The following is an 18,389-nucleotide window of genomic DNA, read 5'->3' on the forward strand; positions in this document are numbered from 1 at the left end:
GCCGGCCCTTCAGCGGGCCCCACTCGTTCGGGTCGGGAACGCCCGGCGGCAGCATCTGGCGGCGCTTGGGGCCGCCGTGCTCGGACTCGCCGGGCTCCTTCGCTCCGGGCCAGGCCTTGGCGACGCGGGCGGCGAGGACGAAGTCCTTGCGCAGCGGGTGCCCCTCGAAGCTCTCCGGGAGGAGCAGGTGCTCCAGGCCCGGATGACCCTCGAACACCACGCCGAACATCTCGTGGGTCTCACGCTCGTGCCAGGCCGCGCCCGCGTAGACGCCGACGGCGGTCGGCAGGGCGGGCGCCTCGTGCGGGACCGTCGTACGGACCAGGAGGCGGCGCACCGGGTTCAGGGCGACGACGTGGGCGCAGACGCGGAAGCCCATGCCGGGCTCGTCGACCGCGCTCAGCCAGTCGAAGTAGGTGCAGGACAGGGTCGTACGGGCCGTCTCCAGGGCGGTGAGCCAGGCGGACGGCGGCACGTCCACCGTCAGGACCTCGTACGACTCCTCGGCCGTGGCCCCCGCGCCGAAGAGGTCCTCGGCGGCGGCGGGCAGCCAGCCGACGGCCGCGCTCATCGGGCGTCCCCCTCCGCGGAGGCCGGCGCCGGGGGCTTCACCAGGTCGCTCTGCAGGGCGGCCGGGGACGGCCGGTGGGCCTGGTACCGCTCGCCGAGCGACTCGTTCGCGATCTTCTCCTGGAGCTTCAGGATGCCCTGCAGCAGCGCCTCGGGGCGGGGCGGGCAGCCGGGGACGTACACGTCCACGGGGATGATCTGGTCGACGCCCTTGGTGACGGAGTACGAGTCCCAATACGGGCCGCCGCAGTTGGAGCAGGCGCCGAAGGAGATGACGTACTTCGGCTCGGGCATCTGCTCGTACAGGCGCTTGACCGCCGGGGCCATCTTGTCCGTGACCGTGCCCGACACCACCATCAGGTCGGCCTGGCGGGGGCCCGGTGCGAAGGGGATGACGCCGAGCCGGATGAAGTCGTGGCGGGCCATCGACGCGGCGATGAACTCGATCGCGCAGCAGGCGAGGCCGAAGTTGAAGACCCAGAGCGAGTACCGGCGGCCCCAGTTGAGGACCACCTTCATCGGCTCGGGGGCCAGGCGGGCCAGCGCGCCCAGCCTCCCCCCGCCTTCGACGGGGGGACCCCCGGGCTCCGGGAGGTAGACGGGATCCGGGGTCACGTCCATGCCAGGACGCCCTTCTTGTATGCGTACAGCAGGCCCACGGCGAGGAAGCCGAGGAAGAGGAACATCTCCACCAGGGTGGTCGCGCCGTAGCCGGGGGCGGCGAAGACCGTCGCCCAGGGGAACAGGAAGATCGAGTCGACCGCGAAGATCACGTACAGGAAGGCGTAGACGTAGTAGCGGACCTGGGTGTGGGCCCAGCCCTCGCCGACGGGGTCGACGCCGCACTCGTAGGTCAGGAGTTTCTCGGGGGTGGGCACGACCGGGCGCAGCAGGCGGCCGGCGCCGAAGGCGACCGCGACGAAGAGCACGCCGATGAGCGCGAGCAGCCCTACCACCGAGTAGGACCGGAAGTAGCCGGCCGCCATGACATGCGCCGTGGCGGCCGTGGAGTCACCCAGTGTCTCCCGCACCGTGCGTCCCTCGCTCCCTGACCTCGTGTCCTTGGTGAATCCTGTGATGCAACGTGATTCGAGGATCTGTACGCACCGGAGTCTAGGCCCTGATAAAGAAGTGGTAAGCAGCCCGTCATGCCGTGAGACGCCTCGTGCGGCCGGGGGTGGGGTTTTCCCCCGTCGGCCAAGGGCGGCGCACCGCATGGCGCAAGGCGGGCCGAGCACGGCAGGCTGACCGTTATGACCGCTCCCAACTCCGCTGCCGACCGGGCCGACGGCACCGACCGCCTGCCTCCGCCCCGGTTCGCCTACGACGCGCATACCTGGAAGGAGATCGCGCATCTCCTGCTGAATCTGCCTGTGACGGTGTTCGGGTTCGTCTACGCGGTCACCGTACTGTCCACAGGCGGGGCCCTCACCGTCACCGCGATCGGTCTGCCGCTGCTGGCGCTGTCCCTGCTGGGCGCCCGGCAGCTGGGGAAGCTGGAGCGGGCCCGCGCCCGCGCGCTGCTCGGCGTCCGGGTGGAGGAGCCGACGCCGCTGCCGCTCGCCAGGGGCGGGGGGCTGCTGCAGCGGCTGTGGCTGGCGTTGAGGGACCCGGTCGGCTGGCGCACGCTGCTGTACGACGCGATCCGGCTGCCCTGGGGCATCCTCACCTTCTGCACGGTGCTGACCTCGCTGTTCGTGCTGTGGCCAGTGCTGCCGTTCCTCGCCCGGGGCCTGGCGAACGTGGACCGGATGATGGTGCGCGGACTGCTGTCGCCCTCCGACGAGCTGGAACGCCGGATCGCCGAACTGGAGTCGGACCGGGGCGTCGTGGTCGACACCGCCGCCGCCGACCTGCGGCGCATCGAGCGGGACCTGCACGACGGGGCGCAGGCCCGGCTGGTCAACCTGGCCATGGGGCTGGGCCTGGCCAAGGAGAAGCTGCTGGAGGATCCCGACGCCGCCGCGGCGATGGTGGCGGAGGCGCACGGCGAGGTGAAGCTGGCCCTGCAGGAGCTGCGGGACCTCGCCCGGGGCATCCATCCCGCGGTGCTCACGGACCGCGGTCTGGACGCGGCCCTGTCCTCGGTGGCCTCCCGCTGCACGGTGCCGGTGAAGGTGACCGTGGACCTGCCGACCCGCCCGGCGGCGGCCATCGAGGGCATCGCCTACTTCACCGTCTCCGAACTGCTGCAGAACGTCAGCAAGCACAGCGGGGCCCGGTCCGCCTCCGTCGACGTGTGGCGCGCGGAGGAACGGCTGCTCATCCAGGTCCGGGACGACGGCCGGGGCGGTGCCCGGCTGGACGGCGGCAGCGGCATGCGGGGGCTCGCGGACCGGCTGGGCGCGGTGGACGGCCTGTTCGTGGTCGACTCGCCGGCCGGCGGGCCGACAGTGGTCACGGCCGAACTGCCCTGGCGGGACCGCACCCAGTAGCCGGGCCGGGCGGCGTGGGGCGGGGTGGGGAAAACCCCCGGTCCAAGACGCCGACGCTCTCCATGGTTGCCACAAGCGCCGGGCGCGACTCTGGAACCACGGCTGAACCGCCGCTCGGACGAGAAGAACGGGGCGACATTCGATGGCCACGGAGTACGGGCACGACTATGGACAGGCGTACGGGCCGGAGCCCGGGCGGCCCGCGGCCGGAACCGGCTTCCGGCTGCCCGCCGCACTGCGGGCCCCGTTCGAGGCGCGCGCCCTGCGCGAACTCGGTTACGTGCTGCTGAGTCTGCCGGTCGCGGTGCTGCTGTTCACCTGGACGGTGACGATGGTGTCGATGGGCGCGGGCCTGCTGGTGACCTTCCTCGGCGTCCCGGTGCTGGCGGCCGCGCTCGCCGGCTGCCGCGGCTTCGGCGCGCTGGAGCGGGCCCGCGCGCGGGCGCTGCTGCGGCTGGACGTGGCCGAGCCGGAGCCGCTGCGGATGCCCAGGCCGGGTGCGCTGTCCTGGATGGGCGCGGTCCTCAAGAGCGGCGCGTCCTGGCGCGCGCTGCTGTACGCGATGGTCCAGTTCCCGTGGGCGGTGTTCTCGTTCTCGGCCGCGGTGACCTTCTGGCCGCTGGGCTGGGGCCTGCTGACGTACCCACTGTGGTTCTGGGTCTTCCCGACGTACGGCGGCCAGGGCGGTCTGCAGCTGTACGGCGACGAGCACCACAGCGTCTACCTCGACAACCCGTTCGAGATCACCGCGACCGCGCTGGCCGGACTGCTGATCACGCTGGCCACACCGTGGCTCGTGCGGGCTCTGACGACGGTGGACGGGCTGCTCGTGCGCTCCCTGCTGGGCCCGTCGCTGCTGTCGGCGCGGGTGGTGGAGCTGGAGTCGGACCGGGGCGTCGTGGTGGACACGGCCGCCGCCGACCTGCGGCGCATCGAGCGGGACCTGCACGACGGGGCGCAGGCCCGGCTGGTCGGCCTGGCCATGGACCTGGGTCTGGCGAAGGAGAAGCTCCGGGAGGACCCGCAGGCGGCGGCGCGCATGGTGGAGGAGGCGCACGGCGAGGTGAAGACGGCCCTGCAGGAGCTGCGCGACCTCGCCCGCGGCATCCACCCCGCCGTGCTGACCGACCGCGGCCTGGACGCCGCGCTGTCCTCGGTCGCCTCCCGCTGCACGGTGCCGGTCAGGGTCGAGGTCGACCTGCCGGCCCGGCCCGCGCCCGCCATCGAGGGCATCGCCTACTTCACCGTCTCCGAGCTGCTGCAGAACGTCAGCAAGCACAGCGGGGCCCGGTCCGCCTCGGTCGACGTGTGGCGCGCGGAGGACCGGCTGATGCTGCAGGTCGTCGACGACGGTGTGGGCGGCGCGGACGCCTCCCGCGGCTCGGGCCTCGCGGGCCTCGCCGGACGCCTCGACGCGGTGGACGGCGTCCTCCTGGTGGACTCCCCCGCCGGCGGCCCCACCCGGGTGATCGCGGAACTGCCCTGGCGAGGCTGACGGCCGGCCCTCACCCCCCGACTTGCGGAGTGCGGCGGCGTCCCGGCCGGAATGCTGGAATGCTTGACCTCCGTTACGCAGGGACGACGCGACGCACGTCACGGACCGACGGTCGTCGCCGGATCGGGCTGTGGGGGCCGAGGAATCGTGGAGGACAGAGTGCGGGTCGTCATCGCCGAGGACTCAGTGCTGCTCAGGGAGGGCCTGACCCGGCTGCTGACCGACCGCGGGCACGATGTGGTGGCGGGCGTCGGGGACGCGGAGGCGCTGGTGAAGACCATCGCCGACCTCGACACGAAGGGCGCGCTGCCCGACGTGGTGGTGGCCGACGTGCGGATGCCGCCGACGCACACCGACGAGGGCGTGCGGGCGGCCGTGGCGCTGCGCAAGGCGCACCCGGGGCTCGGCGTGCTGGTGCTGTCGCAGTACGTGGAGGAGCGTTACGCCACCGAACTGCTGGCGGGCTCCAGCCGGGGCGTGGGCTATCTGCTCAAGGACCGGGTCGCCGACGTGCGCGAGTTCGTGGACGCGGTGGTGCGGGTCGCCGAGGGCGGTACGGCGCTGGACCCGGAGGTGGTCGCGCAACTGCTCGGCCGCAGCCGCAAGCAGGACGTGCTCGCGGGGCTCACCCCGCGCGAGCGCGAGGTGCTCGGGCTGATGGCGGAGGGGCGGACCAACTCGGCGATAGCCCGGCAGCTGGTGGTCAGCGACGGCGCGGTGGAGAAACACGTCAGCAACATCTTCCTCAAGCTCGGACTGGCGCCGAGCGACGGGGACCACCGGCGTGTTCTGGCCGTCCTGACCTACTTGAACTCCTGATCGATCGAGACTGTGTCAGCGGCGCGTCAGATCGTCCGGCTTCCGTAGACGGTGGGTACCCGGGTGGAGACCGGAGGAGGAAGCCGGGGAAGGAAGCCCTGATGCGTCAGCGCACAGGCCGACTCGAAACACCGTCCAAACTGCGGATGGCTTCGGGTAGGCGACCCTAACCGACGTAGGGTTGATCCTGGGATGGTCCGTGGGACGACCACACCCCGGACAGCCGCCTCGAAGGAGGTCCAGTTCAGTGACCAGCCAGGTCAGCAGCCCAGCGGAGCAGGCCGACGGAACCGTCGTAGGAGAGCAGCGCAAACCGGGCGGCGCGAAGGACGTGCGGCGCCTGGACCGGGTGATCATCCGGTTCGCGGGGGACTCGGGTGACGGCATGCAGCTCACCGGTGACCGGTTCACCTCGGAGACCGCTTCCTTCGGCAACGACCTCTCCACCCTCCCGAACTTCCCCGCCGAGATCCGCGCCCCCGCCGGCACCCTGCCGGGCGTCTCCTCGTTCCAGTTGCACTTCGCCGACCACGACATCCTCACGCCGGGTGACGCGCCGAACGTGCTGGTGGCGATGAACCCCGCCGCCCTGAAGGCGAACATCGGCGATCTGCCGCGCGGCGCCGAGATCATCGTCAACACGGACGAGTTCACCAAGCGCGCCCTGCAGAAGGTCGGCTACGCCAGCGACCCGCTCGGAGACGGCTCGCTCGACGGGTACAGCCTTCACCCGGTGCCGCTGACCACCCTGACGGTGGAGGCGCTCAAGGAGTTCGACCTCTCCCGCAAGGAGGCCGAGCGCAGCAAGAACATGTTCGCGCTGGGGCTGCTGAGCTGGATGTACCACCGGCCCACCGAGGGCACCGAGAAGTTCCTGCAGTCGAAGTTCGCCAAGAAGCCGGACATTGCCGCGGCCAACATCGCCGCGTTCCGCGCGGGCTGGAACTTCGGCGAGACGACCGAGGACTTCGCGGTCTCCTACGAGGTCGCCCCGGCCGCCAAGGCCTTCCCGGTCGGCACCTACCGCAACATCTCCGGCAACCTCGCCCTGGCCTACGGCCTGATCACCGCCTCGCAGCAGGCGGACCTGCCGCTGTTCCTGGGCTCGTACCCGATCACGCCCGCCTCGGACATCCTGCACGAGCTGAGCAAGCACAAGAACTTCGGCGTGCGGACCTTCCAGGCGGAGGACGAGATCGCGGGCATCGGCGCGGCGCTCGGCGCGGCGTTCGGCGGCTCGCTGGCGGTGACGACGACGTCCGGTCCCGGTATCGCGCTCAAGAGCGAGACGATCGGCCTGGCCGTGTCGCTGGAGCTGCCGCTGCTGGTCGTCGACATCCAGCGCGGCGGCCCCTCCACCGGCCTGCCGACCAAGACCGAGCAGGCGGACCTGCTGCAGGCGATGTTCGGCCGCAACGGCGAGGCGCCGGTCCCGGTCGTCGCGCCGAGGACCCCGGCCGACTGCTTCGACGCCGCGCTGGAGGGGGCCCGGATCGCGCTGGCGTACCGCACGCCTGTGGTGCTGCTCTCCGACGGCTACCTGGCCAACGGATCCGAGCCGTGGCGGATCCCGGACCTGGACGAACTGCCGGACCTCAGAGTCCAGTTCGCCGCCGGGCCGAACCACACCCTCGCGGACGGCACCGAGGTCTTCTGGCCGTACAAGCGGGACCCGAAGACGCTGGCCCGGCCGTGGGCCGTCCCGGGCACACCGGGTCTGGAGCACCGCATCGGCGGCATCGAGAAGCAGGACGGCACCGGCAACATCTCCTACGACCCGGCCAACCACGACTTCATGGTCCGCACCCGGCAGGCCAAGATCGACGGCATCGAGGTGCCGGACATCGAGGTCGACGACCCGCACGGCGCGAAGACCCTCGTGCTCGGCTGGGGCTCGACGTACGGGCCGATCACGGCGGCGGTACGGCGGCTGCGCGCGGCCGGCGAGTCGATCGCGCAGGCCCACCTGCGCCATATCAACCCCTTCCCGCGCAATCTCGGCAAGGTGCTGGGTCAGTACGACAAGGTGGTCGTCCCCGAGATGAACCTCGGGCAGCTCGCCACCCTGATCCGGGCGAAGTACCTGGTCGACGCCCACTCGTACAACCAGGTCAACGGCATGCCGTTCAAGGCGGAACAGCTCGCCGCGGCGCTGAAGGAGGCCATCGATGACTGACACCGGCAACGGGCTGCTGCAGCTGGTCCCCAAGGCCGAGGCCAAGCAGTCGATGAAGGACTTCAAGTCGGACCAGGAGGTCCGCTGGTGCCCGGGCTGCGGTGACTACGCGATCCTCGCCGCCGTGCAGGGCTTCATGCCCGAACTGGGTCTCGCCAGGGAGAACATCGTCTTCGTCTCCGGCATCGGCTGCTCCTCCCGCTTCCCGTACTACATGAACACCTACGGGATGCACTCCATCCACGGCCGCGCCCCGGCCATCGCGACCGGACTGGCCACCAGCAGGCGGGATCTGTCGGTGTGGGTCGTCACCGGCGACGGCGACGCGCTGTCCATCGGCGGCAACCACCTGATCCACGCGCTGCGGCGCAACGTCAACCTCAAGATCCTGCTCTTCAACAACCGGATCTACGGCCTGACCAAGGGTCAGTACTCCCCGACCTCGGAGCTCGGCAAGATCACCAAGTCGACGCCGATGGGCTCGCTGGACGCGCCGTTCAACCCGGTGTCGCTGGCGATCGGTGCGGAGGCGTCGTTCGTGGCGCGCACCATCGACTCCGACCGCAAGCACCTGACCGAGGTGCTGCGTGCCGCGGCCGACCACCCGGGCACGGCCCTGATCGAGATCTACCAGAACTGCAACATCTTCAACGACGGCGCGTTCGAGGCCCTGAAGGACAGGCAGCAGGCCGAGGAGGCGCTGATCCGCCTGGAGCACGGGCAGCCGATCCGGTTCGGTGCCGACGGCTCGCGCGGGGTCGTCCGCGACCGGCGGACCGGCGACCTGGAGGTCGTGACGGTGACGCCGGAGAACGAGGCGGACATCCTGGTCCACGACGCGCACGCCACGTCCCCGACCACGGCCTTCGCCCTGTCCCGCCTGGCCGACCCGGACACCCTGCACCACACCCCGATCGGTGTCTTCCGCTCGGTGGAGCGGCCGGTCTACGACACGGCGATGGCCGACCAGCTCGACGCGGCCGTCGAACAGCGCGGCAAGGGCGACCTGGCGGCGCTGCTGGCCGGCGGGGACACCTGGACGGTCGTCGGCTGACGCCTGCCGCTGATCGCCGCCACGAGGCCCGGGAGCGCTGCTCCCGGGCCTCGGCGTAGGCCCGGCGGGCCGTCTCCACCTCGCCCGTGCGGTCACGGGTCCGCCGCCCGTCATGACCGTATGCCGATACGGACATGACAGGCGGGGGTGCCCGGCGCTACCTTCTTCCTCGCGCGCGTGAGGATTCCGCGCGCTTGGTGAGAAGGAGGGGCCGTGGACGGAACGTCCCGGGGTGAGCACCGCACAGGCCTGCTGAACGGCTTCGCCGCCTACGGCATGTGGGGCCTGGTGCCCCTGTTCTGGCCGCTGCTGAAGCCCGCCGGAGCCATCGAGATCCTCGCTAACCGCATGGTGTGGTCCCTGGTCTTCGTCGCCGTGGCACTGCTGTTCGTGCGGCGCTGGGCGTGGGCCGGCGAACTGGTGCGCCGGCCCCGTCGGCTGGCGCTCGTCACCGTGGCCGCGGCCGTCATCACCGTGAACTGGGGCGTGTACATCTGGGCCGTGAACTCCGGCCATGTGGTCGAGGCGTCCCTGGGGTACTTCATCAACCCCCTGGTCACCATCGCCATGGGCGTGCTGATCCTGAAGGAGCGGCTGCGGCCCGTGCAGTGGGCGGCGGTCGCGACCGGCTTCGCCGCCGTCGTCGTCCTGACCGTCGGCTACGGCCGCCCACCGTGGATCTCGCTGTGCCTCGCCTTCTCGTTCGCCACCTACGGGCTGGTGAAGAAGAAGGTCGACCTCGGCGGCGTGGAGTCGCTGGCCGCCGAGACCGCGATCCAGTTCGTGCCCGCGCTCGGCTATCTGCTGTGGCTCACCGCGCACGGCGAGAGCACCTTCGCGACCGAGGGAGCGGGCCATGCCGCCCTGCTCGCCTCCACCGGCCTCGTCACCGCCCTGCCGCTGGTCTGCTTCGGTGCGGCGGCGATCCGCGTCCCGCTGTCCACGCTGGGCCTGCTGCAGTACCTGGCCCCGGTCTTCCAGTTCCTGCTCGGCATCCTGTACTTCCACGAGGCCATGCCGCTCGAGCGCTGGGCCGGGTTCGCGCTGGTCTGGCTGGCGCTGATCCTGCTGACGGGCGACGCGCTGCGCTCCGCGAGGAGGCCCAGGGGCCCGCTGCCGGCGCCCCGGCTGCAGACGCCGGACTCCGCTCCGGTGGACGCCTGAACGGGGCCGCGCCGCCCACCGCTTGGGCGCCGGCCGATGTCGGTGTCGCCGTGCACTGACCTGCGGCGCGGGGGGGTCTGTCACGCGCGGGCGCGAGTCGGCGCACCCGGATCCGCGGCTCAGGAGTGCGCGGCGCGCGAGGCGCGGGCGGTCAGGCGGGTCATGCGGGCGCGGGCGGACTCCAGGGGGCCGAGGTCGTCGGCGGCGGGGCCCGGTTCGGCGGTGAGGGCCGTCCACAGCTCGATCAGGTCGCGGCCGAGGCGCAGGCCCTCCTCCGGGTCACGCACGGCACGCCACGCGGTCGCCGCGCTCTGCACGTTGTCGTAGGCCGCCTCGGTGTCCCCTGCGCTGCGGCGTTCCCGGGCGAGGTCCAGGGACAGCCGGAAGGCGCGAACCGGGTCGCCCGCCAAGTAGGCGATGTAGGCGGTCAGTTCGCGCAGGTGCAGCACCTCGGGGTGACGGGGGCCCAGCGCGGCGGCCGCCTCGTGAGCCGTGCGGTCGACGAGTTCCGCCGCCGCTTCGATGCGGCCCGCCCGCACGGCCTCGTTGATCCGCGCCATCGGCCCGGCGAGCAGCTCGGCCCCCTCCGCCGTCTCGGTCAACGGCCCGTCCCCGAGCACTTCCTCGGCGACGGCGTCGAACCCGCGGGGCGGGGTGGGGGTGGCGGTGGTCGCGGGGGCGGGGTCGGCGGCGACGGTCCCGGTCGCCTCCGCCGTGCCGGAGGGCACGTCCATGACGGGAGCCGGTCCGAACTCCCCCGTCGGCGGCCGGACCGTCCCGGACGGCACGGGCTCCGGCGCCTGCATCGGGGCGGCGGCGGAGGTGCCGCGCCCCTGCTGCGAAATCACCCGTACGGGGTCCCCCGTGACCCGGCTGGAGCCGTCCGCCGAGACCTCCAGGGGTACGACACAGCCGGCGCGGTCGTCCTGGATCGTGGCGCGTATCGGGGCGCCGACGCTGATGGCCAGGCGCTGAAGGTGGTTGAGGACCGCCTGCTGGATCTCCTGGCCCGGCGCGGCCACGACCCGAGTCCCGCCCACCGAGGCGTCGCCCGCGCCGGACACCCGGACGGACACCACCACCGGGTGCGCCACGGGCTGCTGCGCCCGCTTCTTCTCGAAGCTGAGTCGAGACATCGGATTTCCTCACTCCCCCGGCGTCGCGATCCGGTGCTAGGCGTCGTACCAACCAGTTTGTCGGCTCGGCTCGCCTTCCGCGTCACCGAGACGTCACAGCCTCGCACCAGCCGCAGACCCCTGGAGGGAATTGATTGCATGCGCATAAAATGCATGCGCTCGTATTCGGAGAACGACATTGCTCACCTGGGGGACCCATGAGCCGCCGCTTCCTCTTCGTCCTGGGCAGCGCCCGCGCCGAGGGAAACACCGAACTGCTGGCCCGTCAGGCCGCCGAGCAACTGCCCGCCGGCGTCGCACAGCGCTGGATACGCCTCGCCGAGCTACCGCTGCCCGACTTCGTGGACCTGCGGCACGACAGCGACCACGTGCGGCCGCCGTCGGACACCGCCGCCGGCCTGCTCCTGGAGGCCACGCTCGCCGCCACGGACATCGTGATCGCCTCGCCGCTGTACTGGTACTCGGTGTCCAGCCTCACCAAGCGCTACCTGGACCACTGGTCGGCCTGGCTGCGCACGCCCGGCCTCGACTTCAAGGCGACCCTGGCCGGCCGCACCCTCTGGGGCATCGCCGCGCTCGCGGACGACGAACCGTCGGTCGCCGACCCCTACGTCGGCACGCTCAACAACTCGGCCGCCTACATGGGGATGCGCTTCGGCGGCGTCCTGCTCGGCAACGGCAGCGCACGCGGTGACGTACTGAAGGACACGGAGGCGCTGGCGCGCGCGAAGACCTTCTTCGCGCGGGACGCTCCCCTCGCCCGATTCCCGTACGAGACGCGCGAGACCTGCTGAGGCATCCCTCAGGCGCTGATGTCCTTCGTCGTGAACCTGGCCCAGGCCGCCGAGCCGAACACGGCCGCGTACAGGGCCTGCAGGCCGAGGTTCTTCTCCAGGTCGTCCCAGTAGACGGGGTCGCGCATCAGGTCGGCGAAGGACAGCCAGTAGTGCGAGAAGAAGTACGGCTGCAGCGCGTGCAGCTGGGGTATCTGGTCGAGGATCTGGACGGTGATGAGCAGGCCCACGGTGGTCGCCATCGCCGCGATGCCGCTGCCGGTGAGGGTCGACACGAACAGCCCGAGGGCCGCCACCCCGGTCAGCGAGGCGGCGACGACCAGGGCGATCAGCACGGCCCGGCCGAGCCCGTCGGCGAAGCTGATGCGGGTGCCGGAGATGGTCATCAGGTCGCCCAGCGGGAACAGCAGCGCCCCGACGACCAGTGCCGAACAGGCGACGACCAGGGTGGCCAGCACGCAGAAGGCCATCACGGTCGCGTACTTGGTCAGCAGCAGCCGGGTACGGCCTGCCGGGGCGACCAGCAGATAGCGCAGGGTGCCCGCGCCGGCCTCGCCCGCGATCGCGTCACCCGCGACCACTCCGACGGCCATGGGCAGGAAGAACGGCAGCGTCGCGGCCAGCGCCGTGAACACCAGGAAGAGGCCGTTGTTCGTGATCTGGGTGATGAACGCCGGTCCGCCCGCGCCGCCCCGGCCCTGGCCCGCGCCGCCCCGCGTCTGGATCTTCACCGCGATCCCCACCAGCACCGGTACCGCGGCCAGCACGCCGAGCAGGGCGAGTGTGCGCCAGCGGCGGACCGTGGTGGCCAGTTCGCTGCGCAGCAGCCCGAACGTCCACAGAGGGCTCGGCCTTCGGGAACCGGGCGTGGCGGATGCCGGAAGTGGCTCAGCCCGCGACATCGAAACCCTCCCCCGTCAGCGCCACGAACGCGTCCTCCAGGGAGGCCCGTTCGACCGTGAAGCCCCTCACCCGCACCCCGGCGGCGACCAGGGCCGCGTTCACCTCGGCAAGGTCCCGCGCGGGCGGTTCGCCGGTGACCCGGTCGCCCTCGGCGGTGACGTCCCCGATGCCCTGCTCCTTCAGTACCCGGGCCGCCTCGGCCGGGTCCGGGGTGGTCACCACCAGCCGGCCGCGCGCACCGGCGGCCAACTCGCCCACCGTGCCCTGCACGACGAGCCGGCCCTGCGCCATCACCGCCGCGTGCGTGCACACCTGCTCGATCTCGTCGAGGAGATGGGAGGACAGGAACACGGTCGTGCCGTCGGCGGCCAGCTCTCTGATCAGCGTGCGGATCTCGCGCATGCCCTGCGGGTCGAGGCCGTTGGTCGGCTCGTCCAGCACGAGCAGCCTGCGCGGCTGGAGCAGCGCGGCGGCCAGGCCCAGGCGCTGCTTCATGCCGAGCGAGTACGCCCTCGCCTTCTTGCCGGCGGCGGCGGCGAGACCCACCCGGTCCAGCGCGGCCGCGACCCGGGCACGCCGGGTGCGCGGGTCGGCGGTCGGGTCGGCGGCGTCGTAGCGCAGCAGGTTGTCCCGGCCGGAGAGGAAGCCGTACAGGGCGGGGCCCTCGATGAGCGCGCCTACCTGCGGCAGGACCGTACGGGCCGCCCGCGGCATGGGCCGGCCCAGAACACGGGCCGTGCCGGAGGTCGGTTCGATCAGGCCCATCAGCATGCGGATGGTGGTGGTCTTGCCGGAGCCGTTCGGGCCGAGGAAGCCGAAGACGCTGCCCGCCGGGACGGTCAGGTCGAGCCCGTCGACGGCGAGCTGTCCGCCGCGGTAGCGCTTGGTGAGGCCACGCGTGGCGATGACGCTCGCCGGCGCGTCGGCCCGATCCGGCTCCGTGGCGGACGGTTCGTCCATCGGCTCCCCTTCGTCTCGTCATGCCCCGGCAGGACCGGGAAGGGTCACTTCCCCGCAGGACCGGGAAGGGTCACTTTCCCGTGTCCGCCGCCTTCACCAGGGCGTCCTTGGTGACCGCGCCGACGTAGACCTTGCCGTCGTCGGTGATCAGGGCGTTGACCAGGCGGGTGGAGAAGAACGTGCCCCGGCCGAACTTCCCGGAGGTCTTGTCGCCCAGCGAGCCGAGGAAGCCACCAAGGTCACTGCCCTTGGCACCGGTCGGAAGTCCGCCCCGGGCGCCCGTCTCGAAGGTGGCGACGGAGGTCCAGCCCTTGCCGAGGACATCCGCGCCGTTGAGGCCCTTGGCGAAGTCCCCACCCGGCATGGGGGCGTGCTCGCGCGCCTGGGAGTGCTTCTTCTCCTCGGTGACCTTCGCGCCCTTGGGTGGGGTGAAGTCGAAGGTGGAGGCGGCCGGCCTGGCGAAGGAGACCTGGGTGAAGCTCACGTCGATCACGGCGGTGCCGCCGCTCTTCGGAGTCAGCGTGAACTTCAGCGGCATGCCCGTCTTCGCGTCGACGGCGATGCCGATCGCGCCGACCGTGGTGCCGGACTGCCTGGGCTTGATGAGCAGTCGGTAGGCGTCACGCCCGGCGACCTGCGCGGTGCCGTCGACGGTGACGGACGTCGTGTCGTCGACCGACTTCAGGGCCTGGTCGGCGAAGTCCTTCGGTGTGGCCGGGGGCTCGGCCCGCCGGACCTTGCCGGAGCCGGCGGCGGTGCCGTGCGAGACCTCGTTGCTCTTGCTGTCGTAGCCCCAGACGTCCTTGCCGTTGTGGATGAGGCTGTACTCGGCGCCCTGCTCCAGCAGCGACAGCTTCTGCCGGTCCGGGCCGTCGGCGGCGACGCGCAGGGTGTGCGTGCCGGAGACCAGCTCGGTGAGCTTGGCCCGCGGGTCGGCCGAGGAGCCGTGGCCGGAGCCCTTGGCCGCGCCCGAGGCGATGCCGCTCTCCAGGCCGCCGAGGTCGGGCAGGCCGAGGTCGGTGCTGATCTTCACGGTGCCGGACATCTGCTGCACGTCCGACTTGGCGATCTTGTCGATGAGCTGCTGAGCGGTGATCCTGGGCAGGTCGGGGTCACCGGAGTCGGCGAGGGCCGGGACGAGCCCGATCGTGGCCGCCGCCACCCCCACCACCGCGACCGGGACGGCGTACCGCGCGACCTTGCGTCGGCCGGAGTGCGGCTCCTCTTCGCGCGCGGCGCCCGCTGCGTCGTCGGATTCGTACGGTGCCATGTGTGCCTTACCTCCGTCGTCGGCGGCGGCTGTCCTCACGCTGGTCCCCCTGAGCCGCCATTCTCACCCGAATCGGTGAGGAGTGGTGATTTCCGTGGTTTCCATCTCACCAAATCAGCCATGAGGAATCGTCAGACCTCGGAGCCAACTCCGTGTACGCCTGCGGTATGACACGTAGGGGCGGGGACGTGCCCGACCCGTAGGGGTCGTACGCGTCGTACGACCGTACGACGGGCCACGCGCGGCCGTCATCCGGAGTGCACCCGATCACCGTCCGGAGCGCACGCGCGCGCCACCCGGAGCGCGTTCGGGCGGCCCGTACGCTTCGACGGCCGCCCGCGCCGGAGGCCCTCCGCTTCGGGGGCCGTCCGCTTCGGCGGTCAGCCGGCGCGGTGGACCACCGCGTCGCACAGCTCGATCAGCGCCGCCTTGGCGTCGCACTCCCTCAGCGGCACCAGCGCCGACCGCGCCTCCTCGGCGTACCGGATGGTGTCGCGCCGGGCCTGCTCCAGCGCGGGGTGCGCGCGCAGCGCGGCCAGCGCCTCGGCGTGCCGGGCGTCGTCGCTGAGGTCGGAGTCGAGCAGCTCGCACAGGGCGATGTCCTCGGACAGCCCCATCCGGGCCGCCCGCTCGCGCAGCCGGAGCACGGGCAGGGTCGCGATGCCCTCACGCAGGTCGGTGCCCGGGGTCTTGCCGGACTCGTGGGAGTCGGAGGCGATGTCCAGGACGTCGTCGGCGAGCTGGAAGGCCACCCCGAGGCGCTCGCCGTACTGGGTGAGCACATCCACGACCGTCTCGTCGGCGCCGGACATCATCGCGCCGAACCGGCAGGACACCGCCACCAGCGAGCCCGTCTTGCCGCCCAGCACGTCCAGGTAGTGCTCGACCGGGTCGCGGCCGTCCGTGGGGCCGGCCGTCTCCAGGATCTGTCCGGTGACCAGCCGTTCGAAGGCGAGGGCCTGCACCCGGACCGCCTCGGGGCCGAGGTCGGCGAGGATCTGCGAGGCGCGGGCGAAGAGGAAGTCGCCGGTGAGGACCGCGACGGAGTTGCCCCAGCGGGTGTTGGCGCTGTCCACGCCGCGCCGCACGGCCGCCTCGTCCATGACGTCGTCGTGGTACAGCGTGGCGAGATGCGTCAGCTCCACGACCACGGCCGACGGCACCACGCCCGGCGCGTAGGGGTCGCCGAACTGCGCCGCGAGCATCACGAGCAGCGGCCGGAACCGCTTCCCGCCGGCCCGCACGAGGTGCTGCGCGGCCTCCGTGATGAACGGGACCTCGCTCTTGGTGGCCTCGAGCAAGCCTTCCTCGACAGCCGCCAATCCGGCCTGGACATCGGCTTCCAGAGCCTGGTCCCGCACGCTCAGCCCGAACGGCCCGACGACGGTCACGAGGGGTCTCCTGTCTGCTGGTGTCTGCTGTCGATTACACGGCTTGTCGATAGGTCGCTGCCATCACTCAAGTCAGCGTATCCGGTCCTCTTTCGATCACCGATAGCGCCCACGGGTCCAGCCCGGGCGGTTTCGGAGCACGACCGACATGGATCTGATCAGATGATAGGAAAGGACATTTATTGACTTACTGGGACATAAGAGCTTCGCCGTGAATCGGCCGGAGGGGGTCGACCCCACACCCAGGACGGACCCACCCTGGCGTGCACCCGGGTGGCTCCACCTCCCTCCGCACTCCCGGCCCCCGCCCCGAGAACGACTGGCGCGACGTCAGAGGTTCCACGCCCCTCCACCTCCCGGGCCGCACCCGCGAATCACCCATGTCCGACATGATGCTATTTGCTATTCCGTGAAATGGGTCACGTCACCCATCGGTGCCCCCGGTCGCCCGATCACCCGTTCTCCCTTTGCGCATCGGCGAGTTGAAGGTTGGCAACCGCAAAGGATCAAGTACCCCATACGACTCCGTTCAAGGTCAAATAGGACGTTGTGTGACGCGGGCACTTGTTCCCGACATGTGCTGTCGCATACGTTCCCGACCCGTCGGGCGGAACGCCGAATCCTGCCGCCGCCCGCACGACCCATCGACGAACTCATTCGTACGGCAGGAGCGGGGGATCCAGGTAAGTCGCCGGACCGGACGGCACGCGTCGCACCGGAACGGCTAGGGGTGAAGCCGTGCCTCTCCAGGGCACGGCCGGGCACCTCCCCGCCCGAACCCGACAGCTCACCTCGTAGGCGACGGAGAGGAACACCCCCATGCCTGCTGCCGCCAAGCACCGCCGCCCCCGCAACAACCGCCTCGCCCGCACGCTCGCCGCCGTCGGAGCCGGCGCCGGCGTCCTCGCTCTGCCGATCATCGGAGCGACCACCGCCTCGGCGGCCCCGGCCACCGCCCCCGCCGCCACGACCCCGACGGTCTCCACCACCCCCGCCGGGTACCCGAACAACCTCGACGGCTGGATCCGCGAGTCGCTCGCGATCATGGCCGAGAAGGGCATCCCGGGCAGCTACAACGGCATCTACCGCAACATCATGCGGGAGTCCTCCGGCAACCCGAACGCCATCAACCTGTGGGACTCCAACGCGGCCAAGGGCATCCCGTCCAAGGGCCTGCTCCAGGTCATCGACCCGACCTTCAACGCGTACCACGTGGCCGGAACGTCGTACAACATCTACGACCCGGTCGCGAACATCACGGCCGCCTGCAACTACGCGGCGCACCGCTACGGGTCGATCGACAACGTGTTCGGCGCCTACTGATCGGCGCATCCGGCAGGCGCTACTGATATCCCGGTCAGTCGGTCGGGAACAGTCTTTCGAGGACGACGGCGACGCCGTCGTCCTCGTTCGACGTGGTGACCTCATGCGCGACCGCCTTGAGTTCGGCATGGGCGTTGGCCATGGCGACCCCGTAACCGGCCCAGTCGAACATCGGGATGTCGTTGGGCATGTCCCCGAACGCCAGCGCGCGTTCGGCTGCGATCCCCAGCCGCTGTGCCGCCAGCGCCAGTCCCGTCGCCTTGGTCACCCCGCACGGCTGGAGTTCCACGGTCCCCGGACCCGACATGGTGACCGTCGCCAGCGAACCCACCACCGACCGCGCGATGGCCGCCAACTCGTCGTCCGGCACGGTGGCATGGCGCAGCAGTACCTTGCTGATGGGCGCGCACCACAGGTCGTCGCGCCGACCCACCCGGACCGCGGGCAGGGTCGGGTGGGGCATCAGATAGCCGGGCTCGATGAGCGTGAGCCCGTCCACGCCGTCCTGGTCGACGGCCGCGTACACCTGCCCCACCTCGGCCTCGATCTTGCCGAGCGCGGTCTCGGCCAGTTCCCGGTCCAGCCGGACCGACCACAGCAGGCGATCGGCTCCCGCGTCGTACACCTGTGCGCCCTGCCCGCACACCGCGAGCCCCCTGCAGCCGAGGTCCGCCAGCAGGGGCCGCACCCGGGGGGCCGGGCGGCCGGTCACCACCAGATGCCGGGCACCGGCCCGCACCGCCCGAGCGAGCGCGGCGCGCGACCGGTCGGAGACCGTGTCGTCGCCGCGCAGCAGCGTTCCGTCCAGGTCAGTGGCGATCAGTGCATACGCGGGGGAGGGTGCCATGATCAGAGAATACGGACACCGCGCCCCACCGACTCACCACCCACTGCCCGCA

Annotated in this window: 17 protein-coding genes and 1 riboswitch; of the genes, 8 read left to right on the plus strand and 9 right to left on the minus strand. The window is 71.5% G+C overall.

Annotated elements, in window-relative coordinates:
* The 3 genes from ACLU3S_RS11985 to ACLU3S_RS11995 all read right to left on the minus strand — a co-directional run.
* On the minus strand, positions 1-571 hold a 571-nt coding region (locus ACLU3S_RS11985), incomplete at its 3' end, for an NADH-quinone oxidoreductase subunit C (RefSeq protein ID WP_413951766.1).
* Positions 568-1,191: an NADH-quinone oxidoreductase subunit B gene (locus tag ACLU3S_RS11990; RefSeq protein WP_413951767.1), complete on the minus strand. Its 624-nt coding sequence runs from the start codon at positions 1,189-1,191 to the stop codon at positions 568-570. The genes ACLU3S_RS11985 and ACLU3S_RS11990, both read right to left, overlap by 4 nt.
* Positions 1,182-1,556: an NADH-quinone oxidoreductase subunit A gene (locus tag ACLU3S_RS11995; protein WP_413951809.1), complete on the minus strand. Its 375-nt coding sequence runs from the start codon at positions 1,554-1,556 to the stop codon at positions 1,182-1,184. Before ACLU3S_RS11995 ends, ACLU3S_RS11990 begins: the two co-directional genes overlap by 10 nt.
* A 267-nt stretch (positions 1,557-1,823) precedes the next feature.
* On the opposite strand from ACLU3S_RS11995, the gene ACLU3S_RS12000 reads away from it, so the two are divergent.
* From ACLU3S_RS12000 to rarD, 6 genes are all read left to right on the plus strand, one after another.
* Entirely contained in the window at positions 1,824-3,005 is a 1,182-nt protein-coding gene (locus ACLU3S_RS12000) for a sensor histidine kinase (protein ID WP_413951768.1), read from the plus strand.
* 142 nt (positions 3,006-3,147) lie between these two features.
* Complete coding sequence (locus ACLU3S_RS12005; protein ID WP_413951769.1) at positions 3,148-4,500, plus strand: sensor histidine kinase; 1,353 nt, start codon at positions 3,148-3,150, stop codon at positions 4,498-4,500.
* A 159-nt stretch (positions 4,501-4,659) separates the two neighbouring features.
* Positions 4,660-5,319, plus strand: a complete 660-nt coding sequence (locus tag ACLU3S_RS12010) for a LuxR C-terminal-related transcriptional regulator (RefSeq protein WP_413951810.1) — start codon at positions 4,660-4,662, stop codon at positions 5,317-5,319.
* A gap of 247 nt (positions 5,320-5,566) precedes the next feature.
* Complete coding sequence (locus ACLU3S_RS12015) at positions 5,567-7,495, plus strand: 2-oxoacid:acceptor oxidoreductase subunit alpha (protein ID WP_413951770.1); 1,929 nt, start codon at positions 5,567-5,569, stop codon at positions 7,493-7,495.
* Complete coding sequence (locus ACLU3S_RS12020; RefSeq protein ID WP_413951771.1) at positions 7,488-8,549, plus strand: 2-oxoacid:ferredoxin oxidoreductase subunit beta; 1,062 nt, start codon at positions 7,488-7,490, stop codon at positions 8,547-8,549. Before ACLU3S_RS12015 ends, ACLU3S_RS12020 begins: the two co-directional genes overlap by 8 nt.
* 213 nt (positions 8,550-8,762) lie before the next feature.
* Positions 8,763-9,713, plus strand: a complete 951-nt coding sequence (gene rarD, locus ACLU3S_RS12025) for an EamA family transporter RarD (protein ID WP_413951772.1) — start codon at positions 8,763-8,765, stop codon at positions 9,711-9,713.
* Between the two features lie 119 nt (positions 9,714-9,832).
* Here rarD and ACLU3S_RS12030 read toward each other — a convergent pair whose 3' ends face one another.
* Positions 9,833-10,849 carry a hypothetical protein gene (locus ACLU3S_RS12030; protein ID WP_413951773.1) on the minus strand — a complete coding sequence of 339 codons (1,017 nt, stop codon included), beginning with the start codon at positions 10,847-10,849 and terminating at the stop codon, positions 9,833-9,835.
* A 197-nt stretch (positions 10,850-11,046) separates the two neighbouring features.
* Here ACLU3S_RS12030 and ACLU3S_RS12035 point away from each other — a divergent pair, with 197 nt between their 5' ends.
* On the plus strand, positions 11,047-11,643 hold the full coding sequence (locus ACLU3S_RS12035; protein WP_413951774.1) for a flavodoxin family protein: 597 nt from the start codon (positions 11,047-11,049) through the stop codon (positions 11,641-11,643).
* Positions 11,644-11,651: 8 nt separating this feature from the next.
* Here the strand turns inward: ACLU3S_RS12035 and ACLU3S_RS12040 are convergent, their stop codons facing one another.
* The 4 genes from ACLU3S_RS12040 to ACLU3S_RS12055 form a co-directional block, all read right to left on the minus strand.
* A complete protein-coding gene (locus ACLU3S_RS12040; protein WP_413951775.1) occupies positions 11,652-12,545 on the minus strand; it encodes an ABC transporter permease in 894 nt (297 codons plus the stop codon).
* A complete protein-coding gene (locus ACLU3S_RS12045) occupies positions 12,532-13,506 on the minus strand; it encodes an ATP-binding cassette domain-containing protein (RefSeq protein WP_413951776.1) in 975 nt (324 codons plus the stop codon). The genes ACLU3S_RS12040 and ACLU3S_RS12045 overlap by 14 nt, the downstream gene beginning before the upstream one ends.
* A 70-nt stretch (positions 13,507-13,576) precedes the next feature.
* A complete protein-coding gene (locus ACLU3S_RS12050; RefSeq protein ID WP_413951777.1) occupies positions 13,577-14,776 on the minus strand; it encodes a LolA family protein in 1,200 nt (399 codons plus the stop codon).
* Positions 14,777-15,156: 380 nt separating this feature from the next.
* Positions 15,157-16,167: a polyprenyl synthetase family protein gene (locus ACLU3S_RS12055; protein WP_413951778.1), complete on the minus strand. Its 1,011-nt coding sequence runs from the start codon at positions 16,165-16,167 to the stop codon at positions 15,157-15,159.
* 635 nt (positions 16,168-16,802) lie between these two features.
* Positions 16,803-16,981, plus strand: a riboswitch (cyclic di-AMP (ydaO/yuaA leader).
* Positions 16,982-16,986: 5 nt separating this feature from the next.
* On the opposite strand from ACLU3S_RS12055, the gene ACLU3S_RS12060 reads away from it, so the two are divergent.
* On the plus strand, positions 16,987-17,490 hold the full coding sequence (locus tag ACLU3S_RS12060) for a transglycosylase SLT domain-containing protein (RefSeq protein ID WP_413951779.1): 504 nt from the start codon (positions 16,987-16,989) through the stop codon (positions 17,488-17,490).
* Positions 17,491-17,524: 34 nt separating this feature from the next.
* On the opposite strand, the gene ACLU3S_RS12065 is transcribed toward ACLU3S_RS12060, so the two are convergent.
* A complete protein-coding gene (locus tag ACLU3S_RS12065; RefSeq protein WP_413951780.1) occupies positions 17,525-18,337 on the minus strand; it encodes an HAD family hydrolase in 813 nt (270 codons plus the stop codon).
* Positions 18,338-18,389: the final 52 nt, after the last annotated feature.

It is taken from the genome of Streptomyces sp. AF1A, assembly GCF_047340315.1.
Lineage (GTDB): Bacteria > Actinomycetota > Actinomycetes > Streptomycetales > Streptomycetaceae > Streptomyces.

Excerpts from the sequence above, each read along its gene's own strand:
- ACLU3S_RS11995 (WP_413951809.1), bottom strand. The coding sequence starts at position 1,556 with ATGGCGGCCGGCTACTTCCGGTCCTACTCGGTGGTAGGGCTGCTCGCG.
- ACLU3S_RS12050 (WP_413951777.1), bottom strand. The coding sequence starts at position 14,776 with ATGGCACCGTACGAATCCGACGACGCAGCGGGCGCCGCGCGCGAAGAG.
- ACLU3S_RS12020 (WP_413951771.1), top strand. The coding sequence starts at position 7,488 with ATGACTGACACCGGCAACGGGCTGCTGCAGCTGGTCCCCAAGGCCGAG.
- ACLU3S_RS11990 (WP_413951767.1), bottom strand. The coding sequence starts at position 1,191 with ATGGACGTGACCCCGGATCCCGTCTACCTCCCGGAGCCCGGGGGTCCC.
- ACLU3S_RS12035 (WP_413951774.1), top strand. The coding sequence starts at position 11,047 with ATGAGCCGCCGCTTCCTCTTCGTCCTGGGCAGCGCCCGCGCCGAGGGA.
- ACLU3S_RS12060 (WP_413951779.1), top strand. The coding sequence starts at position 16,987 with ATGCCTGCTGCCGCCAAGCACCGCCGCCCCCGCAACAACCGCCTCGCC.
- ACLU3S_RS12030 (WP_413951773.1), bottom strand. The coding sequence starts at position 10,849 with ATGTCTCGACTCAGCTTCGAGAAGAAGCGGGCGCAGCAGCCCGTGGCG.
- ACLU3S_RS12045 (WP_413951776.1), bottom strand. The coding sequence starts at position 13,506 with ATGGACGAACCGTCCGCCACGGAGCCGGATCGGGCCGACGCGCCGGCG.
- ACLU3S_RS12040 (WP_413951775.1), bottom strand. The coding sequence starts at position 12,545 with ATGTCGCGGGCTGAGCCACTTCCGGCATCCGCCACGCCCGGTTCCCGA.
- ACLU3S_RS12000 (WP_413951768.1), top strand. The coding sequence starts at position 1,824 with ATGACCGCTCCCAACTCCGCTGCCGACCGGGCCGACGGCACCGACCGC.
- ACLU3S_RS12065 (WP_413951780.1), bottom strand. The coding sequence starts at position 18,337 with ATGGCACCCTCCCCCGCGTATGCACTGATCGCCACTGACCTGGACGGA.
- ACLU3S_RS12005 (WP_413951769.1), top strand. The coding sequence starts at position 3,148 with ATGGCCACGGAGTACGGGCACGACTATGGACAGGCGTACGGGCCGGAG.